The organism is Nonomuraea sp. NPDC050451 (assembly GCF_044458585.1).
In genome coordinates this window covers 165,039-190,972 of record NZ_JBITHZ010000017.1, presented here as the reverse complement: position 1 = coordinate 190,972, position 25,934 = coordinate 165,039, and the positions used below count along the sequence as shown (strand labels likewise).

At 71.6% G+C, this 25,934-nt stretch carries 21 protein-coding genes; 10 read left to right on the top strand and 11 right to left on the bottom strand.

Annotated elements, in window-relative coordinates:
* Nucleotides 1-134: 134 nt before the first annotated feature.
* A complete protein-coding gene (locus ACIBI9_RS39690; RefSeq protein WP_397230275.1) occupies nt 135-1,667 on the bottom strand; it encodes an MDR family MFS transporter in 1,533 nt (510 codons plus the stop codon).
* A 146-nt stretch (nt 1,668-1,813) separates the two neighbouring features.
* On the opposite strand from ACIBI9_RS39690, the gene ACIBI9_RS39685 reads away from it, so the two are divergent.
* The 6 genes from ACIBI9_RS39685 (at nt 1,814) to ACIBI9_RS39660 (ending at nt 7,942) form a co-directional block, all read left to right on the top strand.
* Entirely contained in the window at nt 1,814-2,395 is a 582-nt protein-coding gene (locus tag ACIBI9_RS39685) for a TetR/AcrR family transcriptional regulator (protein ID WP_397230194.1), read from the top strand.
* Nucleotides 2,396-2,506: 111 nt separating this feature from the next.
* On the top strand, nt 2,507-3,352 hold the full coding sequence (locus tag ACIBI9_RS39680; protein WP_397230192.1) for a shikimate dehydrogenase: 846 nt from the start codon (nt 2,507-2,509) through the stop codon (nt 3,350-3,352).
* A gap of 9 nt (nt 3,353-3,361) precedes the next feature.
* Complete coding sequence (locus tag ACIBI9_RS39675; RefSeq protein WP_397230190.1) at nt 3,362-5,104, top strand: bifunctional sugar phosphate isomerase/epimerase/4-hydroxyphenylpyruvate dioxygenase family protein; 1,743 nt, start codon at nt 3,362-3,364, stop codon at nt 5,102-5,104.
* Nucleotides 5,105-5,113: 9 nt separating this feature from the next.
* The gene (locus ACIBI9_RS39670) at nt 5,114-5,761 is read left to right on the top strand and encodes a TetR family transcriptional regulator (protein WP_397230188.1); all 648 of its coding nucleotides are present in this window, start codon (nt 5,114-5,116) and stop codon (nt 5,759-5,761) included.
* A gap of 91 nt (nt 5,762-5,852) precedes the next feature.
* Complete coding sequence (locus ACIBI9_RS39665) at nt 5,853-7,169, top strand: MFS transporter (protein ID WP_397230186.1); 1,317 nt, start codon at nt 5,853-5,855, stop codon at nt 7,167-7,169.
* Nucleotides 7,166-7,942: an N-acyl homoserine lactonase family protein gene (locus tag ACIBI9_RS39660; protein WP_397230184.1), complete on the top strand. Its 777-nt coding sequence runs from the start codon at nt 7,166-7,168 to the stop codon at nt 7,940-7,942. Before ACIBI9_RS39665 ends, ACIBI9_RS39660 begins: the two co-directional genes overlap by 4 nt.
* A gap of 35 nt (nt 7,943-7,977) precedes the next feature.
* Here the strand turns inward: ACIBI9_RS39660 and ACIBI9_RS39655 are convergent, their stop codons facing one another.
* The 6 genes from ACIBI9_RS39655 to ACIBI9_RS39630 form a co-directional block, all read right to left on the bottom strand.
* Entirely contained in the window at nt 7,978-8,679 is a 702-nt protein-coding gene (locus tag ACIBI9_RS39655) for an ABC transporter ATP-binding protein (protein ID WP_397230182.1), read from the bottom strand.
* The gene (locus tag ACIBI9_RS39650; RefSeq protein ID WP_397230180.1) at nt 8,676-10,454 is read right to left on the bottom strand and encodes an ATP-binding cassette domain-containing protein; all 1,779 of its coding nucleotides are present in this window, start codon (nt 10,452-10,454) and stop codon (nt 8,676-8,678) included. The genes ACIBI9_RS39655 and ACIBI9_RS39650 overlap by 4 nt, the downstream gene beginning before the upstream one ends.
* Entirely contained in the window at nt 10,451-11,320 is an 870-nt protein-coding gene (locus ACIBI9_RS39645) for a branched-chain amino acid ABC transporter permease (RefSeq protein ID WP_355372104.1), read from the bottom strand. Before ACIBI9_RS39645 ends, ACIBI9_RS39650 begins: the two co-directional genes overlap by 4 nt.
* A gap of 1 nt (nt 11,321) precedes the next feature.
* Nucleotides 11,322-12,455: an ABC transporter substrate-binding protein gene (locus tag ACIBI9_RS39640; protein WP_397230177.1), complete on the bottom strand. Its 1,134-nt coding sequence runs from the start codon at nt 12,453-12,455 to the stop codon at nt 11,322-11,324.
* A 99-nt stretch (nt 12,456-12,554) separates the two neighbouring features.
* On the bottom strand, nt 12,555-14,270 hold the full coding sequence (locus ACIBI9_RS39635; protein ID WP_397230175.1) for a thiamine pyrophosphate-binding protein: 1,716 nt from the start codon (nt 14,268-14,270) through the stop codon (nt 12,555-12,557).
* Nucleotides 14,267-15,715 (bottom strand): aldehyde dehydrogenase family protein, encoded by a 1,449-nt coding sequence (locus tag ACIBI9_RS39630; RefSeq protein WP_397230173.1) that lies wholly within the window; start codon nt 15,713-15,715, stop codon nt 14,267-14,269. Before ACIBI9_RS39630 ends, ACIBI9_RS39635 begins: the two co-directional genes overlap by 4 nt.
* A gap of 198 nt (nt 15,716-15,913) precedes the next feature.
* Here ACIBI9_RS39630 and ACIBI9_RS39625 point away from each other — a divergent pair, with 198 nt between their 5' ends.
* On the top strand, nt 15,914-16,687 hold the full coding sequence (locus tag ACIBI9_RS39625; RefSeq protein WP_397230171.1) for an IclR family transcriptional regulator: 774 nt from the start codon (nt 15,914-15,916) through the stop codon (nt 16,685-16,687).
* Nucleotides 16,688-16,693: 6 nt separating this feature from the next.
* Here the strand turns inward: ACIBI9_RS39625 and ACIBI9_RS39620 are convergent, their stop codons facing one another.
* The gene (locus ACIBI9_RS39620) at nt 16,694-18,814 is read right to left on the bottom strand and encodes a PQQ-binding-like beta-propeller repeat protein (RefSeq protein ID WP_397230169.1); all 2,121 of its coding nucleotides are present in this window, start codon (nt 18,812-18,814) and stop codon (nt 16,694-16,696) included.
* A gap of 177 nt (nt 18,815-18,991) precedes the next feature.
* Here ACIBI9_RS39620 and ACIBI9_RS39615 point away from each other — a divergent pair, with 177 nt between their 5' ends.
* On the top strand, nt 18,992-19,933 hold the full coding sequence (locus tag ACIBI9_RS39615) for a ThuA domain-containing protein (protein WP_397230167.1): 942 nt from the start codon (nt 18,992-18,994) through the stop codon (nt 19,931-19,933).
* A 15-nt stretch (nt 19,934-19,948) separates the two neighbouring features.
* Here the strand turns inward: ACIBI9_RS39615 and ACIBI9_RS39610 are convergent, their stop codons facing one another.
* Both ACIBI9_RS39610 and ACIBI9_RS39605 read right to left on the bottom strand, forming a co-directional pair.
* The gene (locus ACIBI9_RS39610; RefSeq protein WP_397230165.1) at nt 19,949-21,145 is read right to left on the bottom strand and encodes a cytochrome P450; all 1,197 of its coding nucleotides are present in this window, start codon (nt 21,143-21,145) and stop codon (nt 19,949-19,951) included.
* Complete coding sequence (locus ACIBI9_RS39605; protein ID WP_397230163.1) at nt 21,142-21,816, bottom strand: TetR/AcrR family transcriptional regulator; 675 nt, start codon at nt 21,814-21,816, stop codon at nt 21,142-21,144. The genes ACIBI9_RS39610 and ACIBI9_RS39605 overlap by 4 nt, the downstream gene beginning before the upstream one ends.
* A gap of 201 nt (nt 21,817-22,017) precedes the next feature.
* Here ACIBI9_RS39605 and ACIBI9_RS39600 point away from each other — a divergent pair, with 201 nt between their 5' ends.
* Both ACIBI9_RS39600 and ACIBI9_RS39595 read left to right on the top strand, forming a co-directional pair.
* The gene (locus ACIBI9_RS39600) at nt 22,018-24,582 is read left to right on the top strand and encodes a DUF6493 family protein (RefSeq protein ID WP_397230161.1); all 2,565 of its coding nucleotides are present in this window, start codon (nt 22,018-22,020) and stop codon (nt 24,580-24,582) included.
* Nucleotides 24,583-24,584: 2 nt separating this feature from the next.
* Nucleotides 24,585-25,490 (top strand): hypothetical protein, encoded by a 906-nt coding sequence (locus ACIBI9_RS39595; RefSeq protein WP_397230159.1) that lies wholly within the window; start codon nt 24,585-24,587, stop codon nt 25,488-25,490.
* Between the two features lie 27 nt (nt 25,491-25,517).
* On the opposite strand, the gene ACIBI9_RS39590 is transcribed toward ACIBI9_RS39595, so the two are convergent.
* Complete coding sequence (locus ACIBI9_RS39590) at nt 25,518-25,850, bottom strand: ArsR/SmtB family transcription factor (protein ID WP_397230157.1); 333 nt, start codon at nt 25,848-25,850, stop codon at nt 25,518-25,520.
* Nucleotides 25,851-25,934 lie beyond the last annotated feature (84 nt).

Sequence of the window (25,934 nt, the reverse complement as noted above, 5' to 3'; positions counted from 1 at the left end):
AGGGAGCCCCGCCGTCGCTGTCTCTCTCCACCGAAAGCCTCCCTCCGATCCCTTGCCCGTCTCCTCATACCGCGCCTGGATCCGCCCCACTCCGGAGCAACCCGCGGATGACCATGAACTGGCGAATCCTTAGGTCAGGCGTTCGCCGGAGCCTCCTCCTTGGCGGGTTCGGGCAGGTCCAGGCTGTCGCGGAGCTTGGCCGGCTTGAGGAAGGCCGCGGCGACGAGGCCGACGGTGGCGATCGCGGCCGAGATGAGGAAGATGTGGCCGGTGGCGTCGCCGTACGCGGACCTGACGATCAGCTTGATCGGCTCGGGCAGCGCGGCGAGGTTGAGGCTGCCGCCCGCCGCCTGACCGCTCGCCGGGATGCCGGCCTTGGCCAGGCCCTCGGCGATGTCGGACGCCACCCGGTTGGCCAGTACGGCGCCGAGCACCGACACGCCGACGGTGCCGCCGAGCGAGCGGAAGAAGGTGATCGAGCCGCTGGCCGCGCCGATCTCGCGCAGCGGGACGGTGTTCTGGATGACGAGGACGAGGTTCTGCATGGACATGCCGACGCCGATGCCCACGGCCAGCATGTACGCGGAGATCAGCACCAGCGAGGTCTGGTGGTCGATCGTGGCCAGGCCGGCGAAGCCCAGCGTCAGGACGACCAGGCCGGTCAGGATGTACGGCTTGGTGCGGCCGCTCCTGGAGACCATCCGGCCGCTGATCGTCGAGGAGAGCAGCACGCCGGCCATCATCGGGATGGTCAGCAGGCCCGCGGCGGTCGGGCCGTACCCGCGCCCGATCTGGAAGTACTGGCCCAGGAAGACCGAGCCGCCGAACATCGCCATGCCGACCGCGAGGCTGGCCAGGATGGCCAGGGCGGGAGTGCGCCTGCTGATGACGTGCAGCGGCACGACCGGCTCCTTGACCCGGGACTCGACCCAGGTGGCCAGGGCGAGCAGGAGCACGCCGCCGCCCGCCATGGCCGCGGTCTGCCAGGACAGCCAGTCGAACTCGTTGCCGACGAAGGTGACCCAGATGAGCAGGACGCTGACGCCGGCGGCGATGAGGGTGGCGCCCCAGTAGTCGATGCTCACGTCCGAGCGCCGTACGGTCGGCACGCGCAGGGTCTTGGTCAGCAGCGCGAAGGCGACGACGGTGAACGGCACGGCGATGAAGAAGCACCAGCGCCAGCCCAGCCAGGAGGTGTCGGCGATGAGGCCGCCGAGCAGCGGGCCGCCGACGGTGGCCACGGCCATGACCGCGCCGAGGTAGCCGTTGTAGCGGCCGCGCTCCTTGGGCGTGATCATCGCGGCGATGATCACCTGCGTGAGGATCTGCAGGGCGCCCATGCCCAGGCCCTGGATCGCGCGGAAGGCGATGAGCTGCCCGGTGTTCTGGGCGAAACCGCAGGCCAGCGAGCTGACCATGAAGATGACGATGGAGATCTGCAGGAGCAGCTTCTTGTTGAACAGGTCGGCCAGCTTGCCCCAGATGGGTGTTGAGGCGGTCGAAGCCAGCAGGGAGGCCGTGACCACCCATGTGTACTGCGACTGGCTGCCGTCGAGCGCGCCGATGATCTGGGGGAGCGCGACCGAGACGACCGTGCCGCTGATCATCGCGACGAAGAGGACGAGCAACAGGCCGCTGAGGGCCTCGAGAACCTGGCGGTGGGCCATCGGCTCGGCCGCCGTCGACGGCGCTGCCGTCTGTGCGCTCATGCGCGAACCTCCAAATGAGTACGTGGGACCGGGACACCATGCATGCTCAATGGGAAACTTTGCGCACTGGGCATCTATTCCCGCCGGGTAAGCTTGCCTCCGTCATGGACAGCACAATGGGCTTGCGCGAGCGCAAGAAGGCCGAGACCCGCAGGGCGGTGCACGAGGCCACGCTGCGGTTGGCGATCGAGCACGGCCTGGACAACGTCACGGTCGAGGCCATCGCCGACGCCGCCAACATCTCGCGCCGGACCTTCTCCAACTACTTCGACGGCAAGGAGGAGGCGCTGCTCTACGGCGACGAGCAGCGCCTCCTTGAACTGGTGCGCCAGGTGCGCGAGCAGCCACCCGAGTTGTCGGCCTGGCAGGCGCTGCGCAGCGCGCTCGACGTCTTCGAGGGCGAGAGCGGCGGCCCCGACCGGGAGTGGCTGGTGCGCACGAGGCTGGTCATGCGTCACCCCTCGCTGCTGGCCAGGCAGCTGGCCGGCCGGATGCGCCTGGAGCGGGAGCTGGGCGAGGTGGTGGCCGGGCGCGAGCAGGCCGGGGGCGTCGGCCCCGCGGTGATCGCCGCCGCCTTCCTGGTCGCGATGCGCATCGCCACGCAGAAGTGGCTAGACGACGAGACCCGGACGCTGCGGGAGGTCACTGAGGAGGTGCTGGACCAGATGGCCCAGCCGTTCGCCTGACGGCGGGCCGGGTAATGGCCGGTGCCGGCCCTCGTCTAGCCAGCTAACTCACTAGTACGTACATTAGGAGGCGTCCAACCACCTGTCCCATCCGCCGGAGAGGAAGAACTGATGGCCTCGTTCCTGACCGGGCTGGTCGGCTCGGGCATCGGCCCCTCGCTCAGCCCGCCGCTGCACGAGCGGGAGGCCGTCCACCACGGGCTGCACTACGTCTACCGGCTGCTCGACACGGACGTGCTCGGGCTCGACGTGGGGGAGCTGGTACGCACCGCGCGCCGTTTCGGCTACGACGGGCTCAACATCACCCACCCGTGCAAGCAGAGCGTCATCCCGCACCTGGACGACCTGTCGCCGGACGCCCGCATGCTCGGCGCCGTCAACACCGTCGTGTTCGACGGCGAGCGCGCCATCGGGCACAACACGGACTGGACGGGGTTCGCCGAGTCGTTCGCCCGCGGCCTGCCCGACGCGCCCACCCGCCGGATCGTGCAGCTCGGCGCGGGCGGCGCGGGGGCGGCGGTCGGGCACGCGCTGCTCACCCTGGGCGCCGACCGGGTCACCCTCGTCGACGCCGACCCCGGCCGGGCGGTGCGGCTGGCGGCGGAGCTCAGCTCCCGGTTCGGTGCCGGCCGGGCCCGCGCCGCCACCCACGACGAGCTGCCCGGGCTGCTCGCCGAAGCGGACGGGCTGGCGCACGCCACCCCCACCGGCATGGCCCACCACCCGGGGCTGCCGCTGCCCGCGGCGCTGCTGCGCCCCGCCCTGTGGGTGGCCGACATCGTCTACCGGCCGCTGGAGACGGAGCTGCTCAAGCAGGCACGGGCGGCGGGCTGCCGGACGCTGGACGGCGGCGGCATGGTCGTCTTCCAGGCCGCGCACGCCTTCCGCCTGTTCACCGGCCGCGAGCCCGACACCGAGCGCATGCTCGCCCACCTGACCGACCTGGTGACCGTCTGAGGAGAAGCCATGCGCAAGTCCATCGCCACCGTGTCGGTGAGCGGCACGCTGACCGAGAAGCTGGACGCCATCGCCGCCGCCGGGTTCGACGGCGTGGAGATCTTCGAGAACGACCTGCTGGTCTGCCCGCTGCCGCCCGAGGAGATCCGGGCCCGCGCCGCGGACCTGGGGCTCTCCATCGACCTCTACCAGCCCTTCCGCGACTTCGAGGCCGTGCCCGCCGACCTGCTGGCCCGCAACCTGCGCCGCGCCGAGCGCAAGTTCCGGACCATGGAGCGCCTGGGCGCCGACCTGCTGCTGGTCTGCTCCAACGTCTCGCCCGAGGCGATCGGCGACGACGAGCTGGCCGCCTCCCAGCTGCGGCTGCTCGCCGAACGGGCCGCCGAGCACGGGATCCGCATCGCGTACGAGGCGCTGGCCTGGGGCCGGCACGTCAACGAGTACCTGCACGCCTGGCGCCTGGTGCGCCTGGCCGACCACCCGAACCTGGGCACCTGCCTGGACAGCTTCCACATCCTCTCGCGCGGCTCCGACCTGATCGGCATCGAGGCGATCCCCGGAGAGAAGATCTTCTTCCTCCAGCTCGCCGACGCGCCGCTGCTGGCCATGGACGTGCTGCAGTGGAGCCGCCACTACCGCTGCTTCCCCGGCCAGGGCAACTTCGACGTGGCGGGGCTGGTCCGGCACGTCCTCGACGCCGGATACACCGGCCCGCTCTCGCTGGAGGTGTTCAACGACCACTTCCGCCAGGCCGGCACCGCCCGCACGGCCCGCGACGGCATGCGCTCGCTCATCGCCCTGGAGGACACCCTGTACGGGGCCGCCCATCCGGCCGTCCCCACCGGGTTCGCCTTCGCGGAGCTGGCCGACCCGGAGCTGAACGACGCAGGGGCGCTCGGCGGGGTGCTGACCGTGCTCGGCTTCCAACGTACCGGGACACATCCCACCAAACCCGTCGAGCTGTGGGAGCAGGGCGGGGCGCGGCTGCTGCTGAACGCCACCGGTGGGGACCCCGCGCTGGTCGCCATCGGGCTGGACAGCCCCGACCCCGGCGCGGCGGTCAAGCACGCGGAGTCGCTGCTGTCGCCGGTGCTGCCGCGCGAGCGCGCGCCCAGGGAGGCGCGCCTGGACGCCGTCGCCGCCCCCGACGGCACCCAGATCTTCTTCTGCGGCACGGCCTGGCTCGACGACTTCGCCCCCTCGGGGCCGGTCGCCGGGGAGATCACCCGCATCGACCACGTGGCCCTCACCCAGCCGTTCCACTATTTCGACGAGGCCGAGCTGTTCTACCGCACCGTGCTCGGCCTCCAGCCGCAGGAGAGCCTGGAGCTGCCCGACCCGTACGGCCTGCTGCGCAGCAAGGCGATGTCGGCCGCCGAGGGCGCCGTCCGGATGGTCATCAACCTCGCCCAGGTCGGCGCCAGGGACCTGCCGTGGCAGCACGTCGCGCTCGCCTGCGACGACGTCGTGGCCGTGGCCCGGCGCCTGCGGGCCGAGCACCCGGAGCTGCTGCTCCCCATCCCCGCCAACTACTACGACGACCTGGAGGCCCACCACGAAAACGTCGACCCCGAGCTGCGGGAGCTGGGCGTCCTGTACGACCGGGACGCCCACGGCGAGTTCCTGCACCTGTACACCATCACGGTGGGCCGCGTCTTCTTCGAGCTCGTCCAGCGCACGGGCGATTACCAGGGGTACGGGGCCGGGAACGCCCCGATCCGGCTCTCCGTACAGCACGCCGGACCTCACTAAGATGACCGAATGACCACGCAACCCGTCGCCTCCGAACGCCAGCGGGACGCCGAGCGCACCAAGGCGGAGATCCTCAAGGTCGCCCAGCAGGAGTTCGCCCGGCACGGGTACGCGGGCGCGCGCGTGGACGAGATCGCCGAGCGGATGCGCACGACCAAGCGCATGATCTACTACTACTTCGGCAGCAAGGAGCGCCTCTACATCGCGGTCCTGGAGAAGGCCTACACCGAGGTCCGGGCGATGGAGCGGACGATCGACGTCGAGCACCTGGCCCCGGTGGAGGCGATCCGCACCCTGGCGGAGCTGACCTTCGACCACCACGACCTGCACCGCGACTTCATCAAGCTCGTCGCCATCGAGAACGTCCACCAGGCCGAGCACATCCGCAAGTCCGAGGTGCTGGCCAACCTCGGCACGCCGGTGCTCGACGTCATCTCGGGCATCCTGGACGCGGGGCAGGCCTCGGGCGAGTTCGTGACCGAAGCCGACGCGATCGACGTGCACATGATGATCAGCTCGTTCTGCTTCTTCCGGGTGGCCAACCAGCACACGTTCGGAGCGCTGTTCGGGCGTGACATGACGGCGCCGGAGCACCGCGACCGGCTGCGCCGGATGGTGGGCGAGATGGTCGTCGCCTACCTCCGCGGTCAGGCCTGACCCATCGATTCCCAGGTAACCGATTGGCAACACCCTTGTAATGTACGAACCGGTGAGTTAGTTTCCTGCCACTGCGCTATCCAATCCCCCCGTGAGGAGCATAATCGTGACGGTGCAGGGCAAACCTCGCAAAGCGGCTATAGCTGCCTGGATCGGTAGTGCCTTGGAGTACTACGACTTCTTCATCTACGGCACCGCGGCCGCGCTGGTCTTCAGCAAGATCTTCTTTCCGTCCAGCTCTCCCGCCACGGGTACGCTCCTGGCCCTGGCCACCTTCGGCGTCGGTTACCTGGCCAGGCCGGTCGGCGCGTTCGTGCTGGGGCACGTGGGCGACAAGTTCGGCCGCAAGAAGGTGCTGGTCACCACTCTGGTCATGATGGGTGTCTCGACGTTCCTGGTGGGCTGCCTGCCCACCTACGACCAGGTCGGCGTGCTCGCCCCGGTCCTGCTCGTGGTGCTGCGCCTGCTGCAGGGCTTCTCCGTCTCCGGCGAGCAGGCCGGCGCCAACTCGATGACGCTCGAACACGCCCCCGAGACCCGCCGGGCCTACTACACCAGCTTCACGCTCAACGGCACCCAGGCCGGGCAGATCATCGCCACCGCGATCTTCCTGCCGATCGCCGCGCTGCCCGAGGACCAGCTGCTGAGCTGGGGCTGGCGGGTGCCGTTCTGGCTGAGCATCGTGGTGGCCGCGGTCGGGCTGGTCATCCGCCGCACCCTGGAGGAGACGCCCGCCTTCGAGCAGGAAGTCGCCACCGACAACGTGGCCAAGATGCCGCTGGCCGTGCTCTTCCGCGAGCAGTGGCGGGACGTGCTGCGCGTGGTCGTGGCCGCGGTCATCGCCTCGGTCAGCACGATCTTCACCGTCCACGCCCTGTCGTACGCCGTCAACACCATGCATCTGGAACGCGGCCTCATGCTGTGGGTGGGCGTGCTGGCCAACGTCGCCGCGGTGATCACGATCCCGCTGTGGGGGCGGCTGTCGGACCGGATCGGCCGCAAGCCCGTCTTCATCGGCGGCTCGCTGGGCTGCGCGGTGCTGATGTTCGCCTACCTGTGGTCGATCTCCACCGGCGGCTACGCCCTGATCTTCGTCGTGGGCATCCTGATGTTCGGCGTCGTGCACAGCGCCACCAGCGGCGTCTGGCCGTCGTTCTACGGCGAGATGTTCACCACCAGGGTCCGCCTGTCGGGCATGGCGATCGGCACCCAGATCGGCTTCGCGATCGCCGGCTTCGCGCCGACCGTGGCCACGGCGCTGGCGGGCACCGGCCCGGACAGCTGGCTGGGCGTGTCGATCATCACCGCGGTCCTGTGCCTGGTCAACGTGGCCGCCGTGGCCACCGCCCGGGAGACCTACCGCGTCCCCACCGAGCAGCTCGGGCTCAAGGAACCGGTGCGGGTGTGACCGGGTTCCGCGTGTACGCCCTGCGCTACGCCGAGCGCGACGCCCGGCGTGGCGAGCACTTCCACGGCTACGACACCCGGGGAGCGGAGCCGCACCCCACCGCCTACTACGTCTGGCTGGCCGTCAACGACGAGCACACGGTCGTCATCGACACCGGCATCGGCCGGGCGCGCGCCGAACGGGCCGCGGGGCTGCGCTACCTGGCCTCGCCGGTGGAGGCGCTGGCCAGGCTGGACGTGGCGGCGCACGCCGTCGATCACGTGGTGCTGACCCACCTGCACTACGACCACACCGGCACCGCCAGGGAGTTCACCTCGGCCCGCTACGTCCTGCAGCAGGCCGAGCTGGACTACTGGACGGGGCCCTGGGCCGAGCGCGTCACGGGGGAGCGCTGGCTGCTGAACGACGACGACCTCGCCCACCTCCAGGCCGCCCGCCGGGACGGCCGCGTGTCCCTGCTCGACGGCGACGCGACCGTTGTGCCCGGCCTGAGCGCGCACCTGGTGGGCGGGCACACCGCGGGCATGCAGGTGGTACGCGTGCGCACCGCCCGCGGGCACGTCGTGCTGGCCTCCGACGCGAGCCACTTCTACGAGAACATCGAGGGCGACCGGCCGTTCCCGATCCTGCACAGCATGACCGGGATGTACGGCGCCTTCGACCGGATCAAGGAGCTGGCCGACGGGCCCCACCTGGTGGTCGCCGGCCACGACCCGGAGGTGCTCGAGCGCTTTCCCCTGCTGGAGCCGGACATCGCGGAGATCGCCGGCTGACGCGCCCCTGGCCGCAGGGTGCCGCAGCCGGGGGTTCAGAGGCCGAGGTAGATGCGCCGGACCTGGGGGTCGTCGCGGAGGTCGGCCGAGGTGCCGGTGGCGGCGATCTCGCCGTTCTCCATCACCAGGCAGGTCGTGGTGACGTCGAAGGTGAGCTTGGCGTTCTGCTCGACGAGCAGGATGGCCAGGCCGTCGGCGTTGAGCCGCTTGAGCACGGCGGCGATCTCGGCGACGAGGATCGGCGACAGCCCCATGGAGGGCTCGTCCAGCAGCATCACCTTGGGGCGGCACATCAGCGCCCGTCCGACGGCCAGCATCTGCTGCTGGCCCCCGGACAGGGCCCCCGCCAGCCGGTGGCGCATCTCGCGCAGCACCGGGAAGACCTCGTACACCTCGTCGATGGGTGTCCGCTTCCAGCTCTGCGTGTAGGCCCCGAGCAGGAGGTTCTTCTCGACGCTGAGGCCGGGGAAGACGTGCCGTCCCTCGGGCACGTAGCCGATGCCGTGCCGCACCAAGGTGTGGGCGGGCGCGCGCAGGAGGTCGTGGCCGCCGAAGCGGATCGCGTCGGCCTGCCGGGGCGCGAGGCCCATGACGGCCTTGAGGGTGGAGGTCTTGCCCGCGCCGTTGGCGCCGATGATCCCCAGCGACTGGCCGGGTTCGACGGTGAAGGAGACGTCGTGGGCGGCCCGTACGCCGCCGTAGTGGACGGAGAGGTTCTCGACGGTGAGCGTGCTCAACGGGTGGCCTCCTCGGCGGTGGGGGCGGTCATCGAGTCGCCGAGATAGGCGGCCACGACGTCGGGGTGGACGGCGACCTCGGCCGGCGGGCCGTCGGCGATGACGCGGCCGCCCGACAGCACGGTGACCTGCTCGCACAGCGACATGACCAGGCCCATGTTGTGCTCGATGATCACGACGGTCACGCCGGAGTCCCTGATGGAGCGGACGATCTCGCCGAGCCGGCGCACCTCCTCACCGTTCATTCCGGCGGCGGGCTCGTCCAGCAGGAGCAGGCTCGGCCGCATGGCCATGGCGCGGGCCAGTTCGATGCGCCGCTGGATCCCGTACGGCAGCGAACGCGGCTCGGCGTCGGCGACCTCGGCCAGCCCGAACCGCTCGATGAGCTCTCCGGCCCGCTCGCGCAGCTCCCGCTCGTAGCCCAGCACCTTCCAGGGCAGGCTCGGGTAGCGCCAGATCCACGTGGTGGGAGTGCGGTCCAGGCCGACGAGCAGGTTCTCGCGCACGCTGAGGTCCTCGAACAGGCGCAGGTTCTGGAAGGTCCTGGCCACGCCGCGGTGCGACAGCCGGTACGGCGCCGCCCCCGTCACGTCGCGCCCGCGCAGCCGCACCGACCCCTGGGTGGGCGTGTAGAAGCCGCTGATGACGTTGAACAGCGTGGTCTTGCCCGAGCCGTTGGGCCCCACGACGCCGCGGATCTGCCCGGCGGGCACGGTGAGCGACACCCCGTCGAGCGCGACCAGGCCCTTGAACCGCTTGGTCACCTCCCGGACCTCCAGCACGTCGCCGTCCGGAGCGGCGGACGCGGCGGCCTCGTACGGCTGGAAGGGGCCGAGCTGGGCCCGCGAGCCGTCGCGGCGGCGCCGCAGGAGCTGGCGGGGCAGTCCGGCCAGGCCCTTGGGCGCGAACACCACCACGAGCACGACCACGAGGCCGTAGCCGAGCTGGGCGTAGGCGGAGGCGTCCAGCAGCGCCTCCCTGACCAGGGAGAGCGCGACGGCGCCGACGACGCAGCCCAGGATGCTGCTCCGGCCGCCGATGATCACCATGGCGAGCAGGAGGAACATGTTCGCGATGTTGAAGGACTCGGGCGCGACGAAGCGGATGAGCCCGGCGTACAGGACGCCCGCGACGCCGCCGTACAGGCCGGACAGCACGAAGGCGGTCATGCGCAGCAGCGGGATCTCCGCGCCCAGCGCGCCCGCCGCGAGGTCGTCGTCGCGCATGGCGCGCAGCCTGCGGCCCAGCGGCGAGTGGGTGACCAGCAGGGCGAAGGCCAGGACGAGCGCGAAGACGATCAGCTCGACGTAGTAGAAGAGGTAGCCGCTGGACAGGTCGACGCCGAACATCGGTGGCACCGGCAGGTCGCTGATGCCCTCGGCGCGGCCCGCGACGGTGGCGTTGGTGACCCAGTTGGTGAAGGCCAGGGCCAGGCCGAGCGTCACGATGCCCAGATAGTGCGACTGCATGCGCAGCGCGGGCACCCCGACGAGCGCGCCGAAGACCACGGCGGCCACCACCGCGAGGACCGCGGCGGTCCAGAAGCCGAAGCCGGCCTGCGTGGTGAGGATGGCCACGGTGTAGGCGCCGACGCCGAAGAAGGCGACCTGGGCCAGGTTGATCTGCCCGGCCACGCCCATGGTCAGGCCGAGGCCGACGGCCAGGATCGCGAAGATGATCGCCACGTCGGCGACGTGCATCGAGTAGCCGCCCAGGCCGTAGGGGAGCAGCCAGGCGGCCACGGCGACGGGGACGAGCCAGACCAGACGTCTCATGCGCGGTTCACCGTGGCCTCTCCGAAGATGCCGGTCGGGCGGATCATGACCACGACGGCGAACACCAGGAACGTCACCAGCTCCGAGTACTCCTGGAAGTTGCCCGCGGCGAACGAGTCGAGCAGCCCGAAGGCCAGCCCGCCGACGATCGCGCCCGGCATGCTCCCGAAGCCGCCCAGCATGGCGGCCGCGAAGCCCTTGATGCCCAGGGTGCCGCCCATGGTCGGGTTGACGTACAGCATGGGCCCGACCAGGCTGCCCGCCAGCGCGGCCAGGCCCGCGCCGATGGCGAAGGCCATGGCGTTGCTGCGCCCGACGTGGATGCCGACCGCGGTGGCGGCCTGGTGGTCCATGGCGACCGCCTGCATGGCCGCGCCGCGCTTGGTGCGCTGCAGGAACAGCGCCAGCAGCCCGGTCGCCGCCGCCGCGACCGCGATCACGAGCACGTTGTACGTCGGGATGCGGACGCCGGCCAGGTCGATCGGCTCGGTGGCGACGGGGGAGGGCACGGCGTGGCCGGTGGCCCCCCAGACGAGGACCGCCCCCGCTTCCAGGACGGCGCCGAAGCCGATCGTGCCGATCAGCATCAGCGTGAAGTCCTTGTTCTCCAGGGGGCGCAGGAAGCGCTCGATCACCAGGCCGATCAGGCCGGTGACCGCGATGGCCACGACGATCGCGACGGCGAAGGGGAGCCGGCTGGCCAGGTAGAAGGTGGAGGCGGCGTACGCGCCGATCATCACGACGCTGCCGTGGGCGAAGTTGACCAGCCCCATGGTGCGGTAGACGATCGAGAACCCCATCGCCACCAGCGCGTACACCGCTCCGAACGTGACCCCGCCGATCAGGGTCTGGAGGAAGACCTGCACGTCAGCTCGCGGCCTCGGGCACGACCTTGCCGTCCTTGACCAGGCCGATCTTGGTGGTGTGGATGCCGACGCCGTTGGCGTCGTAGTCGTAGTCGCCCAGCAGCCCGGCGCGCTTGACGCCGCGGATGGCGTCGGCCAGCTTCTGCCCGCCCTCGCCGTTGGTCTTCTTGAGGGCCTCGATGAGGATCGACGCGCCGTCGTACGCCTTGGCGACGTGCATGCGCGCCTCCTCGTTGTAGGCGGCCTTGTACTTGGCGGCGAACTCCTTGATGGCGTCGGAGGCGTCGTTGCTCAGGTAGGGCGAGCTGACGATCGAGCCCTCGGCGTTCTTCAGCCCGGCCGTCGTGGCGTACACGTCGGTGCCCATCGGGGCGCCGCCGGCGAAGACGGCCTTGAGCCCCAGCTCGCGGGCCTGCTTGGCGATCAGGCCCGACTGGACCTCCTCGGCGCCGATGAACAGCACCTCCGGGTCCTTCTCGCGGATCTTGGCGAGGTTGGCGTTGAAGTCCTTCTGGTCGGGGGTGACGACCTCGTCGGCCAGCGGGGTGAGGTTCCTGGTCTTGAGGGCGTTGAGGAAGGCGTCGTGCTCGCCGCTGCCGTAGGCGCCGTTGTTGCTGATCAGGGCGATCTTCTTCTGCCCCTTCTCGTCGACCAGGTACTTGGCGAGCGTCTCGTCGAAGGTGACGCTGGTCGGCGCGTTGAGGAAGAGGAACGGGCTCTTCAGCTCGGCGAGCTTGGGCGACTGGCCCGAGGTGATGTTCGGGATCTTGGCGTCCTTGAGGATGGGCGCCATGGCCAGGGTGACCGCGCTCTCGGCGGTGCCGAGCATGGCGATGTAGCCCTCGCCGGCGATCTTCCTGGCCACGTTGGTGCCGACGGTCGGGTCGCCCTGACTGTCGAACAGGTCGAGCTGGATCTGCCGCCCGTTGACGCCGCCGGCCTTGTTGGCCTCGTCGACGGCCAGCTTCACGCCCTTGTGCTCCCACTGGCCGAGCGAGCTGAGCTGCCCGCTCTGGGCGTTGACGTTCGCGATCTTGATGGGTCCGGTGGCGCCGGCGCCTGACTGGTTCGACTGTCCGGGCGGGGCACAGGCGGCGAGCAGGATGAACGCGGCCGCGACGATCGGAAATCTCACGATTCACCTCTGGGGGTAGGTGAGAGAGCTAATTCACGGACTAGTACGTTCGTTATAGCGCCGCACGGAGGCGGAGGAAATATCGAACGCACAACGGTTTCAGTCGGAGAACATCCCCTGATAGATGTCCTTGATGTTCCAGTGGCCGGGTGTCGGCACCGGTTCATTCACCATCGGGACGTCGATGAGCGCGGGACGCCGGTTCGCGACGGCCGCGCGCAGGGCCGCGCCGAACTCGGCGGGCGTGGTGACGGTGTGGCCGTCGGCGCCGCACGCGACGGCGAGCGCGGCGAAGTCCGGGCTGTAGGGTCGCCCGGCCGGGTCGGTGAAGTCGCAGCCGTGGCTGCGGCCGAAGTGGGCCGCCTGCAGGTCCGAGATGGTCCCGTGCGACCTGTTGTTCATCACCACGAAGATCACGGGCGCGCCCTGCTCGACCGCGAGCGGCACGGCGGGCAGCTGCGCGCTCATGCCGCCGTCGCCGATGAGCGCGACCACCGTCCGCTCCGGCCGGGCCAGCTGCACGCCGACAGCCGCGGCCGGGCCGAACCCCATGGTGGAGGCGCCGCCCGGGGTGATGAACCGCCCCTGCGCGGGCAGCTCGTAGCACTGGGCGACGCCGTTCTTGTTCCAGCCCACGTCGGTGACCAGCACCGCGTCGGCGGGGATCGCCTCGCGCAGGTCCGCCAGGATGCGCTCGGGCCGCAGCGGGAAGTCCTCGCTCCGGCCGCGCTCCCTGCTCGCGGTGAACAGCCCGGACCTGGCCTGGCGGATCTTCTCCCGCAGCTCCGGCCGTTCGGCCCGCGGGTGGGCCTTGGCGGCGTCGGCCAGGGCCTTGACCGCGAGCCCCACGTCGGCGACCGCGCCGATCGCCACCGGGTAGTTGCGGCCGAGCTCGGCCGGGTCGATGTCGATCTGGATGAGCGTGCTGCCGGCGGAGAAGTCCCAGGTGAACTTGGGGTCCCACGAGCTGGCGTCGGTCTCGGCGAAACGGGTGGCCAGGGCGAGCACGACGTCGGCTTCGCGGGCGTAGGCGTTCGTCAGCTCCAGCCCCCAGAAGCCGGTCATGCCCAGCACGAGCGGGTGGGCGTCGGGCACGGTGCCCTTGGCCATGAGCGAGTGCGCGATGGGGATGTCCAGGTGCTCGGCCAGCGCGATCAGCACGTCGGCATCCTCGCGCAGGCCGCCGCCAATGTAGAGGAGCGGCCGGTCGGCCGCCGCCAGCGTCGCGGCGATCAGCTCGGCCGTGGCCTCGGGCAGGTCGGGCGCCGCCGCGTGGCTGATCGGCGGGTACGGCTCCGCGGGCCGGGAGAAGACGTCCATCGGCACGTTGACGAGCGTGGCACCCGGGCGTCCCGACCGCGCCGTCCAGAAGGCCCGTTCCACGGCCCGGCCCAGGTCCTGGGCGCGGTGCACGTTCCAGGCCCGCTTGACGAAGGGCCGGAAGACCGACGCCTGGTCGCCGTCGGCGTGCAGGTTGATCTCCTGGTGCGGGTGGCGGCCCCGGTAGTAGGAGGGGATGTCGCCGGAGATCACGACCAGGGGCACCGAGTCGAGCGCGGCGGTCATGACGCCGGTGGCGGCGTTGGTCAGGCCGGGTCCGACGTGGACCAGCAGCACGCCGGGTTTCCCGCTGGCGCGGGCGTAGCCGTCGGCGGCGTGCGCGGCGGCCTGCTCGTGGCGGGCGATGACGAAGCGGATGGGGCTGTCGGCCAGCGCGTCGAGCACCGCGATGTTGGTGTGCCCGCAGGTGCCGAAGACGTACTCGACGCCGAGCTCCTCCAACTGCGCGACGAGCGCGTGGGCTGCCGTGGTCATCGGTCTCCCCAGATGGTCAGCCCCTTGAGCATGAGCGTCTTGGTCACGGTGAAGTCCTCGATCATCCAGCGGGGCGACTCGCGGCCGATGCCGGAGTCCTTCACGCCGCCGAACGGGACGTGGTCGAGGCGGAAGTTGGAGGAGCCGTTGACGATCAGGCCGCCGACCTCCAGCTCCCGCCAGGCGGTGACGATGCGGCGCACGTCGTGGGTGAAGATCCCGGCCTGCAGGCCGTACGTGCTGCGGTTGCACTCCTCGATCACCTCGTCGAAGCCGTCGTACGGGAGCACGGCCACCAGCGCGCCGAACACCTCCTCCCTGACGACCCGCGCGTCGCGGGGCGGTGCGACCACGACGGTGGGCGCCATCACAGCCCCGTCGCGGCTGCCGCCCGCGGTGATCCGGGCGCCCGCCTCGGCGGCCTCGGCGCTCCAGCGGACCACGCGCTCGGCCGCGGCGTCGTCCACCATCGAGCCCACGTCGGTCGCCGGGTCGAGGGGGTTGCCCACGGCCAGGGCCTTCACCTCGCCGGTCAGGGCGTCGGCGAAGTCGTCGAAGCGGGAGCGCTGGACGTAGACGCGCTGCACCGAGATGCAGCTCTGGCCGGAGTTGCTGTAGCCGGTGCGCGCGCAGACCCGGGCCGCCTCGGCGAGGTCGGCGTCCTCGCAGACGATGGTCGCGGCGTTGCCGCCGAGTTCGAGCAGCACCCGCTTCGGCCCGGCGGCGTGGGCGACGGCGTGCCCGGCCGCGACGCCGCCGGTGAAGCTCACCACGGCGATCTCCGGCGCCGCGCACAGCCGCGCGCCCACCTCGCCTCCGCCGTGCAGGACCTGTACGGCCTCGACCGGCATGCCGGCGTCCAGCAGCAGCTCGACCAGCGCCGTGGAGACGGCCGGGGCCTGCGGCGGCGGCTTGACGATGGTGGTGTTGCCGGCGGCGAAGGAGGCGGCGAGCTTGTGGGCCAGCAGGTTCGCGGGCGCGTTGAACGGCGTGATCGCCAGCACCGGGCCCGCGGGGGCGCGCTGGGTGAGGGCGGTGTTGCCGACCCCGCGCGCCCAGCCCGCCACCGGCAGCACCTCGCCGCCGATCCGCCTGGCCTCGGCCGCCGCGACGGACAGGGTGTCGGCCACCCGCAGCACCTCGCCGCGCCCGTCCTTGAGTGGTTTGCCCAGTTCGAGCGCCAGGAGGCGGGCGAACTCCTCGCCGCGCTCGCCGATCGCCGCGGCGGCGCGCTCCAGGATGTCCGCGCGGGTGGCCGGGGCCAGCCGCGCGATCGCCTTGGCCGAGCGCCGGGCGTAGCCGAGAGCTGTGGTGACGTCGTCGGCCTGCGCCGTTCTGGCCCGGCTGACGACCTGGCGGACGTACGGGCCGATGCGCTCGGCCCGCGGTCCTTCGGTGAGCCACTGGCCGGCGACCAAGCAGCCGGTCTCGTGGATTGCGTTCATGGCGGCTCCATGGATCCGCTAAGCGGTTCTTATGAACCGCACTGTGGATGGCCTCACGGTATGAGGACAGCCCAGGTTCTGGCAAGACCCTGATCCACATAGCGGATCATATGGACCATCAAGCGGACCGGATGTTAGCCTGCGGACCGCATGAGAAGGTGGGCAGCAGGTTCACCTTCTACCCACAAGTGAGGACCCGTGCCTTCGAACCTTCCCGCAGAGTCCGGTGAGAGCGGCGGCGTGCGCAGCGTCCAGCGGGCGTTCGACATCCTGTCGCTGCTCACCGAGGAGCGGCGGACGCTGACCATCCGCGAGGTCGTCGAGGAGACCGGCCTGGCCAAGACGACGGCCCTGCGGTTGCTGCAGACCCTGGAGCACATGGGCCTGCTGTGGAGCACGCCGAAGGGCTACGCGGCCGGCCCCGCCCTGTGGCGGTGGGCGCACCTGGCCCGCACGGCGTGGGAGCTGCCGCCGGAGACCGTCCAGCTCATGCGCGAGCTGGGCGCGCGGCAGCGGGAGACCGTCAACCTGTACGTGCTGCGCGACGTCCACCGCGTCTGCATCGCCCAGCAGGAGAGCCCGCAGCCGCTGCGCCACGTCGTGCGGGTCGGCGACGAGCTGCCGCTGTGGGCGGGGGCCTCCTCGAAGATCCTGCTCAAGGACGCCCCCGAGCGGCTGCTGTCCCGGATCGCCCGCTCCTCCCCGTACGGCGAGTCCCACACGGCCACCCTGCGGGAGTGGATCGACCAGGCGGCGCGCGACGGCTACGCGGTCAGCCACGGCGAACGCGAGCCCGGCCTGTCGGCGGTCGCCGTGCCCGTGACGAGCGGCTCGGGGGCGACCGTGGCGGCGCTGACGCTCAGCGGCCCCACGGTGCGCTTCGGCGACGAGCGCGTCGCGGAGTTCGCCGCGGACCTGCGGGAGGTGGCCAAGCGCATGTCCGAACGCGGCTTCGACCACCCCCTCGCCTGACCGCCGTCAGTAGACGACGATCTTGCCGGTGTTCTGCGGGAAGATCGCGTCGTTGTAGAAGTACTCGCCCGCGGTGCCGAACGTGTGGGTGAAGGACTGGCCGGGCATCAGCACGCCGCTGTCGAACTCGTACTCGAAGAACGACACGGCGGCGTGCGCGAACTTGTTGTCGGCCGGGTTGACGAAGGTGACCGTCGTGCCCTTCGGCACCCGCAGGTGCTGGGGTGACATGGCGTTCTGGGCGACGGTGTTCTCGCTCGCGCCGGGCCGCTGGTTGGCGGCGTCCCAGATCCGGCCGAGCGTGACGGTGGTGCCGGCCACGGCCGCCGCCCTGATGTCGTTGCGCTTGCTGGGCGGCGTGGGCGTGGCCGCCGGGGCCACCTTGCCGCCCAGCTTGAACGCCCACAGGTGGTCGCCGCGCGGGATGTCCGGGTACGGCAGCCCGTTGCCGCCGGCCAGGACCGCGATGTACTGCTCGCCGTCGATCTCGTAGCTGATCGGGCTGCTGTGCACGCCGGCGCCGCACTGGAAGCTCCACAGGATCCGGCCGTCGGTGTCGTCCATGGCGTGCAGCAGCCCGTCGGGCCCGCCCTGGAACATCACCCGGCCGCCGGTGGTCAGGATGCCGTTGCCGTGCGCCAGCGACCACTCGCGGTCGAGGGTCCACACCGGCTTGTTGGTACGCGGGTCCACGGCCGCGATGCCGCCCGCGAAGTACTCGCCCAGCGGGCGCGAGGTGTTGACCCGGCCGTCGTGGGTGTTGGAGAAGCCGGAGTTGATCAGCCCGTACCCGACGTAGATCCAGCCCGTGTGCGGGTTGTACGACAGGTGCGCCCAGTCCGCGCCGCCTCCCGCGCCGGGGAAGATGATCGTGGCCCGGTCCCAGTGCGGCGTGTAGAGGCCGCCCCAGGCGTAGAACGGCACCGGCCTGGTCGCCTTGCCGAACTCCGGCGCCTGCGTGAGGAACGGCTCGCCGCCGGGGAAGGGCTGCGTCGGCGCGGTCTTCTGCCGGAGGTCCTGCGGCACGGGGCGCTCCTCCATGCCGTGCAGCGGCTCGCCGCTCTCCCGGTCGAGGATGTAGAACATGCCGACCTTGCTGCCGTAGACGACGGCCCTGCGCATCCTGCCCTTGACCTTGATGTCCACCAGCACCGGCGCCATGACGTTGTCCAGGTCCCAGATGTCGTGGTGCACCGACTGGAAGTGCCACCTGCGCTTGCCGGTCTTGGCCTCGATGGCCACGATCGAGTTGGCGAACAGGTTGTCGCCGCCCCGGCCGGAGCCGTCCAGGCGCGGGTAGGAACCGCCGAACGTCCAGTAGACCAGGCCCAGCTCCGGGTCGACGGCCGGGTGGATCCACGGCACCGCGCCGCCGGTCTTCCAGGACTCGCCCTCCCAGGTGTCGTTGCCGAACTGGCCCTCGCCGGGGCACGCCCAGAAGGTCCAGGCGACCTCGCCGGTGGCGGCCTCGATCGCGTACGCCCGGCCGCGCGCGCCGCCGGTGCTGCCCTGCATGCCGACGTAGATCAGGCCGTCGTGGTAGACGACGGCGCCGGCCAGGGTGCCGGTCAGCCCGCCGCACTGCCCGTTCTGCGGGTCGCAGCCGCCGGTGTCGCCGCCGCCCTCGTCGTCGGTGATGAGCCGGCGCTGCCAGACGACCTGGCCGGTGTCCTTGGCCAGCGCGTACACGATGTTGGCGCCCGAGGTGGAGAAGACCAGGCCCTCGCCGAGGGCGACGCCGCGCATGTTGGTCTGCCTGGTGCCGAGGTTGGTCTTCCACTTGATCGCGCCGGTCCGGCCGTCCACGGCGAAGACGTTCTGCTGCGTGGTCTGCACGTACAGGACGCCGTTCTCGACGACGCAGGTGCTCTGCTGGTGGGCCGCGGTGCTGCCGCCCTCGAGGTTGACGTGCCAGGCGCCGCCCAGGCGGCTCAGGTTCCGGGCGGTGATCTGCCTGAGCGGGGAGTGGTTGTGGTTGCCCAGGTTGCCGCAGACCTTGGGGAAGTCCTTGCCGGCGACGCCGAGGGAGGCCGGCTGTCGCTCCGTGCTCGCCTGGGCGGGTTCGGCGGTGGCTGCGGCGGTGGTCAGCGCCGCGGCCGCGCCGATGAGGAAGTTACGTCGTTCCACTGGCACCACACACCTTCAGTGGTCCGCTAAATGGACCTATTGATCCATATGACGGACGCACCATAAGCCTCGGCCGATCGTGAAGGCAAGAGCTTGTCCTCGTGCCGGGCCGTGGTTACGCTCGAACCTCTCAGTGGACCATCCGATCCATCTAGTGGATCGAGGCGCGAGGTGCCCATGCGTACCAGACTGTCGATCGCCGCCCTCACCGGCGCGGCGGCACTCCTGCTCACCGCCACCGCCCCCAGCTCCGCCGCCTCACGCGAGGGGGCACAGAACCTCGGCGACCCCGACTACGGCGTCTGTCGCGGCACCGACCCGCGCTGCTACCACGACTGGGGCAACTTCGACCCCGCCAAGGGCTACCGGCTGCTCGTCTACAGCCGCACCGCCGGCCCCCGCCACGCCCATCTCGGCACCCCGCTCGGCCCCGGGCTCAACCCGCCGCTCAACGACGACAACGTCGCGATCAAGGCCGTGCTCAAGCTGGGCCAGGACAACGGCTTCGCCGTCGACTACACCGAGGACGTCGCCCAGCTGTCCTCGGCGGGGCGGCTGCTGCCGTACAACGCGGTGATGTTCCTCAGCACCACCCGGGACACCCTCGACGACGCCGCGCAGACCGCGCTGCGGCAGTACATCCGGGCCGGGGGCGGGTTCGTCGGCGTGCACAACGCCTTCGGCACCGAGTACAACTGGCCCTGGTACGAAGGGCTGCTCGGCAACGCCAACTTCTACGACCACGCCGCCAACCAGCCGGGCACCGTCGTCACCGCCGACCGGCGCGACGCCTCCACCCAGGGGCTGCCGCAGCGCTGGGCCTTCACCGACGAGTGGTACAACCTCGTCCCGTTCCCCACGCGCGTGCGCGTACTGGCCAGGGTGGACGAGAGCACGCTGGCCCGCGGCGTGCGCGGCAACCTCGGCCACCCCGGCCACGGCGGCGACCACCCGGTCAGCTGGTGCCAGTACTACGACGGCGGCAGGGCCTGGCTCACCACCCTCGGCCACGACGTCAAGGCGTGGACCGACGAGCCGCTGGACGGTGACCAGTACTTCGTCCAGCACCTGCTCGGCGGCGTGAAGTCCGTCATGGGCATGGCGCCCTTCTGCCGCTGAGCGGGTGCCGGCGGCTCACCAGGTGACGGGGAGCTCGTAGACGCCGTAGACCTGGCCGTCGTGCTTGAAGGGGATCTCGTCCAGCTCCGCCGCCAGGCGCAGGGACGGGATGCGCCGGTAGAGCGTGCTGTAGGCCACCTGCAGCTCCATCCGTGCCAGCGGCTGGCCCAGGCACTGGTGGACGCCGAAGCCGAAGGCCACGTGGCGGCGGGCGTCGCGGCGGATGTCCAGCTCGTCGGGGTCGGGGAAGATCGCGGGGTCGCGGTTGGCGATGTCGTTGGCCATGATCATCCCCTCACCCGCGCGGATGACCTGGTCGCCGACCTCGATGTCCTCCTTCGCCACCCGGCGGCGCCCGCTGTGGGTGATGTTGAGGTAGCGCAGCAGCTCCTCCACCGCGCCGGCGACCAGCCGCGGGTCGTCGTTGTGGCGCAGGAGGGCGAGCTGGCCCGGGTGCCGCAGGAGGGCGAGCGTGCCGAGGGCGATCATGTTGGCGGTGGTCTCGTGGCCGGCGATCAGCAGCAGGACGCCCATCCGGGCGGCCTCCTGCCGGGTCAGCTCGCCGGCCTTGACCCGCTCGGCCAGCTTCGAGAGCAGATCGTCCGCCGGGTCGGCGAGCTTGCCGCCCATCAGGGAGTACAGATACTCGAACAGCCTCGCACCGGCGGCGGCCCGCTCCTCCGGCGCCGTGCTGCGCCTGATGACGGTCTTGCTGTTCTCCTGGAAGAAGTCGTGGTCGGCGTACGGCACGCCGAGCAACTGGCAGATCACCAGCGAGGGCACCGGCAGGGCGAACGCCTCCACCAGGTCCACCGGCTTCGGGCCGGCCAGCAGGTCGTCGATCAGGTCGTCCACGATCTTCTGCACGGCCGGGCGCATGGACTCCGTCCGCCTGACGGTGAACTGGGCCTGCACCATCCGCCGCAGCCGGGCGTGCTCGGGGTCGTCCATCATGATGAAGCTGATCGTGCCGCCGGCGCCGACGCGGGGCGCCTGGATCGGGTAGCCGGGGCGGGTGATGTCGGCGCTGACCCTGGGGTCGGCCAGCAGCGCCCGCTGCTCGGCGTACGTGGTCACCAGCCACGGGGTGCTGCCGTCCCATATCCTGACCTTGGCCAGCGGCCCCTCCTCCTGCAGGGTGCGCAGGGGCGGCGGCGGGTCGAACGGGCAGCCCGTCGCTCTGGCCATGGGAAACTCGTGCATCTCGGTCATCGCCGGCTTCCTTCGCGTGAGGTGGTCCGGCCGCCGGGCGGTGTGACAGGTGCCGTCCACAGCCCGACGGTCGCGTCGATCAGCCCGGTCGCCGCGTCGTGCCAGCGGGCACGGGGCGTGGGCGTGCCCTCGGCCAGCGCGCGTTCGCGCTCGGCGCACACGTGCACCATGAGGTGGCTCGTCATGTCGCCGCGCTCGGCCCGTACGTCGGGCGGCAGCTCGGGCAGGCACCGCTTCAGCCCGCCGAGGATCTCGACGAGCGTGGGGGAGGTCAGCGCCTCGTCGATCATGATGTCGCGCAGGACGGGGTCGGTCATCACCTGCGCGCCGAACCGGGCGAACCAGGTGGGGTTGCCCATCTCGGCCAGATGTTCGCTGACCGGGCGCACCAGGCACGACACCCAGTCGCGTACCTCGCCGGACCCGGCCGTCTCGGCCAGCATGCGGCGGCGGATGCGCTCGATCCGCTCGGTGTGCTTGCGCACGATCGCGCGTACCAGGTCGGTCTTCGTGCCGAAGTGGTAGCCGACGGCGGCGTTGTTGCCCTGCCCGGCGGCCTCGCTGACCTGCCGGTTGGAAACGGCGAACACCCCGTGCTCGGCGAACAGTCGCTCGGCCGCCGTCAGGATCTGCTCGCGGGTCGCGCAGGCCCGCTCGGCCCGCACCCTCATGGTCGCCACCGCGCCGGCCCGAATGCGACACCGCACGGCCGTCGCGGCTCGAAGGCGCGGCTCTCACCGCATCCTTGACCCACCGTGACCTCCCCTAGTCGACCCCTTCACCGTCAGCCAACCAGGCGCGGAAACGTAAGTCAAGCGACTGATTTAATCAGGTGGTCGAAAGTGTCGGCGGGGCTGGTTAATGTCCCCGCTGTGGATCACTGGGGAGAGATCGAGAAGCTGATCGTGGCACGCCAGGCCGACCGGCTCGCCGAGCAGGTCAAGGCGCTGGACGAGCAGGGGCGCAAGGAGGTCGCGGCCCGATTACCGGAGCTGCTGAAGGAGCTGCGCGCCCGGTTCGACCGGTGGGACGACGGCGTGGTCGACCACGCGAGCGCCTTGCGGGTGGCGGGCGCGGCCACCTTCGGCGGGGCGGCGGCCGTGGCGTCCTGGCTCTACCGGCGCGACTTCGCGCCGCAGTGGGCCGGCCCCGACACCGACGTCGCCCTCGTTCTCGCGGTGCTCGCCGACCGGCCCGACGCCTGGCGCGCCGATCTGGCCGAGCGGCTGGTGCTGCGCATGCGCGTGCCCGACGACCGCGGCATGGAGCTCGCCCTGGCCCTGCTCCGGGAGACCGGCATCGAGCCGCCGCCGCACGAACCGCTGGTGGCCGGCTGGGTGAGTCGCGAGCCGATGTCGTCCCTGGCCGACGACCCGCTGCTCGACCACCTGCTGCCGCGCCTGTTCGAGGCGCAGGGCGTGGGCCGGGTGCTCCAGTGGGAGAAGGCGTCGCAGAAGGGCTGGCTGCGGGCGCTGCTGCGGGCGGCCGAGTCGGGCCGGGTCAAGCGCGAGGCGCTGATCGGCGGCTGCGTGCGCCGCTTCCTGCTCGGCGGTACGGCCATCGACCTGCGGTTCTTCGTACGCCTGCACGAGGCGCTGGATCCCTCGCCCGCCGAGGCGGCCGCCCGTGCCCGCGACTACCTGCGCCTGCTGCCCGCCTCCCCGGGCCCGGTCGCCGAGCTGGCCGTGAAGCGCCTGCGCGTCTGCGGCGATCTCGCCGCCGACGACCTGGCCGAGGCGTGGGAGTCGCTGCTGTTCCGTCCAGAGCGCAAGCTGGTGCGCGCGGGGATGTCGTGGCTCGACCGTTCCGTGCGGCGTGCGCCCGAGCTCGCCGGCCTGGTCGCCGGGCCGCTGGCCGGCGCGTTCGCCGCCGACTCCGCCGAGCTTCAGGAGAAGGCCGTCGAGCTGGCCGTCGCCCACGCCGGCCGCATGACCGAGGAAGGGCGTGCCACCGTACGCGAGGCCATCGAGCTGCTCCCGCCCCACCTCGGCCTGCGGGCCGCCACCGCGTTCGCGGGCGGCAGCGTCGCCGAGGCCGAGCCCGCGTTCGTGCCGCCGCCGCTGCCCGCGGCGCCCGAACGCGCCCGCCCCTTCCCGCCCCCGATCGAGTCCGTCGAGGAGCTGCTGACGGAGGGGGCCCGCTCCTGGCAGACGTGGGAACGGCGGCTCGCCGGGTTCGTCACGCTCGTCGGCCGCGACCGGGCGGGCGTGGCGGCGGAGCTGCGCCCCCGGCTGATCGGCGGGCCCGACTGGACGTACCGCCAGGAGACCTGGGAGCGGGTCGACCAGTGGCTCGAGGGCGCCGTGCGTTCCCTGACCGGGACCGCGGCCACCCAGCGCGCCTGGCTGCGCTACATGCCGAAGACCCGGCTGGCCGCCCCGCTCCGGCTGCTGCTGCATCGCGCGGCCGAGATCCTGCGGGCCGTCGAGGAGGACACCCTGCCACCGCTGCTCCTGGCCACGCCCACGCACAGCACCGGGCACGTGGCGGCGGCCGAGCTCGTGCGGCGGCTGGAGCTGATCGAGGCGGCCGGGGCCAAGCCGCTGGCCGCCGACCTCCAGCAGGCGCTGCTGCGCCTGCCGCGCACTCCCGATCCCGAGGCCATGCGGCGGGCCGCGCGCCTGACGTCCGGCGCGGGCCGGATCGTCGCCGCGTGGACCTGCCCGGAGGTCGGTATCGAGCTCGAGTGGAAGTGCGACGACGAAGGCGAAGGCCACGAGTGGCACGATCGCGGCCACGAGCACGACATCCGCCTGGTGCCGTCGGCCACCGCCGTACCCACCGGGCTGCCGCTGGTCGACCTGATGCTCGGCGTCCCCGAGCACCGGGGCGACGCCGAGCACCGGGCGTGGTGGCCCTCGACGTTGCCCTCCCACCGCGAGGTCGCCGCCGCGTACCTCATGCCGTGCGTGCTCAGGCGCTTCTGGGGCGAGGACACCGTCGGGCCGGAGCAGGCCCGCGCGCTCGCCCGCGCGGAAGGGCCGGTCGGGACGGCGTTCGCGGTCGTCCTGGCCCGGGTCCTGGGCGACCCGCGGATGCCCGAGTCGGTCGACGTCCTGCTGGAGACCGCCGCCTGGGACGAGCTGCCCGCGGAGGAGGTCGGCCGCCAGGCCGGGCGCCTCGTGGCGAGCGGCGAGGTCCGGATGATCGACCTGATCGCCGCGCTGGAGGCCGCGGCTCGGCGCGGCGCCCACGCGTACGTGTGGCGGATCGCCGCCGCCGCCCTGCCCACCCTGCTGCCCGCGCCCGGCGAGCGCCCCCGCAACAGCCTGGCCGCCTTCGTCGGCCTCGCCGCCGCGGCGGCCGAGTGGTCCGGGGCGCGCGGCGAGATCCCCGAGGTACGCGCCATGGCCGCCCGCAGGGGCGACAGCGGCCTGCTGCGCGAGACCCGCCGGCTGCACGACCTGCTCACCGGCGACAACGGCCAGGAAGGATGACCATGGCGGCCAGACGATCCCGGAAGACCGGACACTGGCGTAACCGGCACGACGAGGGCCACGCCCTGCGGTTGGAGATCGGCGAGCTCGCCCGCGCCGCCGCCGAGCCGGGCTGGACGCGGCTGGCCGTCCGCCGCGCCCAGGTCGGCCCGTACGCGGAGACCACGCTCACCCGCGACGGCCGCGAGATCGCCGCCGAGGGGATGGACGAGCCGTTCCAGCGCCTGCGCGAGCTCTCCTACAAGGCCGATTCCGGCACGTGGTTCACCTGCGAGCTGGCGTTCTCGCCCGGCAGCCGGGGCTACACCGGCCGCGTCGACTGCTCCGCGCCGCCGTTCGATGAGGTGCCCGCACTGGCGGCGCTGGCGGAGCTGACCACGTTCCCCCGCACGGAGTCGCCCGGCTGGCTGCTGACCGCGCTTCCGACCGCCGCGCCGATCGGCATGGCCACGACGTACGGCGAACACCACGACTGGTGGGCCGACGACCGCTCCGGCCGCCGCCCGCCGCCTCCGCCGCCGATCCACGGGGACGTCACCTACGTCCCGGCCGCAACCATGACCTGCCGCGACTTCAGTCAAGGCGAGGGCCACGGCCAGCGCGTGGTCTTCTTGATGGAGTCGGCCGACGACGCCGAGGCCGGGCAGCTCTACGTGGCGGGCTACGAGGAGGCCTACTGGGTGGCGCGGCACGGCATCCGCGGCACCGGCGAGGGCGTGCGCTCCATCACCCTGGACGGGGCGGCGCTCCGGTTCGAGCTGGCCCCCGAGGCCGCCGACGCCCTGGGCACCGAGACCACCTTCGAGGCCCGCCTCAAGCTGCCGCCCGAGACGATCGCCGAACTGCGCACCGCCCTGCGCGCCGTGCTCGGTCCCATCGCCCAGGCGCCGGAGCTCATCGGCTGCTGAAACCGGCAGCCGGGCGAGGCGGTGGGTCTATCCGGCGAGAGGCTGAGCCGCGCGGGCCTGGGAGGTGGTGAGGGCGTCGAGGAGTCCGGGGAAGGCCTCGTCCATCTCGGCCCGGCGGAGGGTGTTCATCCGGGCGGTCCCGACGTAGTACTGCCGGATCAGGCCCGCCTCCCGCAGCACGTTGAAGTGGTGGGTGGCGGTGGACTTGCTGACCGGTATGTCGAAGTCGCCGCACTTGATGTCCTCGCCGGCGGCGTCGAGCTGCGTGACGATGCTCCGGCGTACCGGATCCACGAGGGCCTCCAGCACCTGCTGGAGGCCGAACTGCGACACCTCTGGGTGCGGCGGTGTACGTCCCATGGGTCAATAGTACGACAGACATCGAAGTTTGACGACGATCGTACTTTCTCTCTACAGTGAGCCGCGTTCACAGCGAGAGAGGGA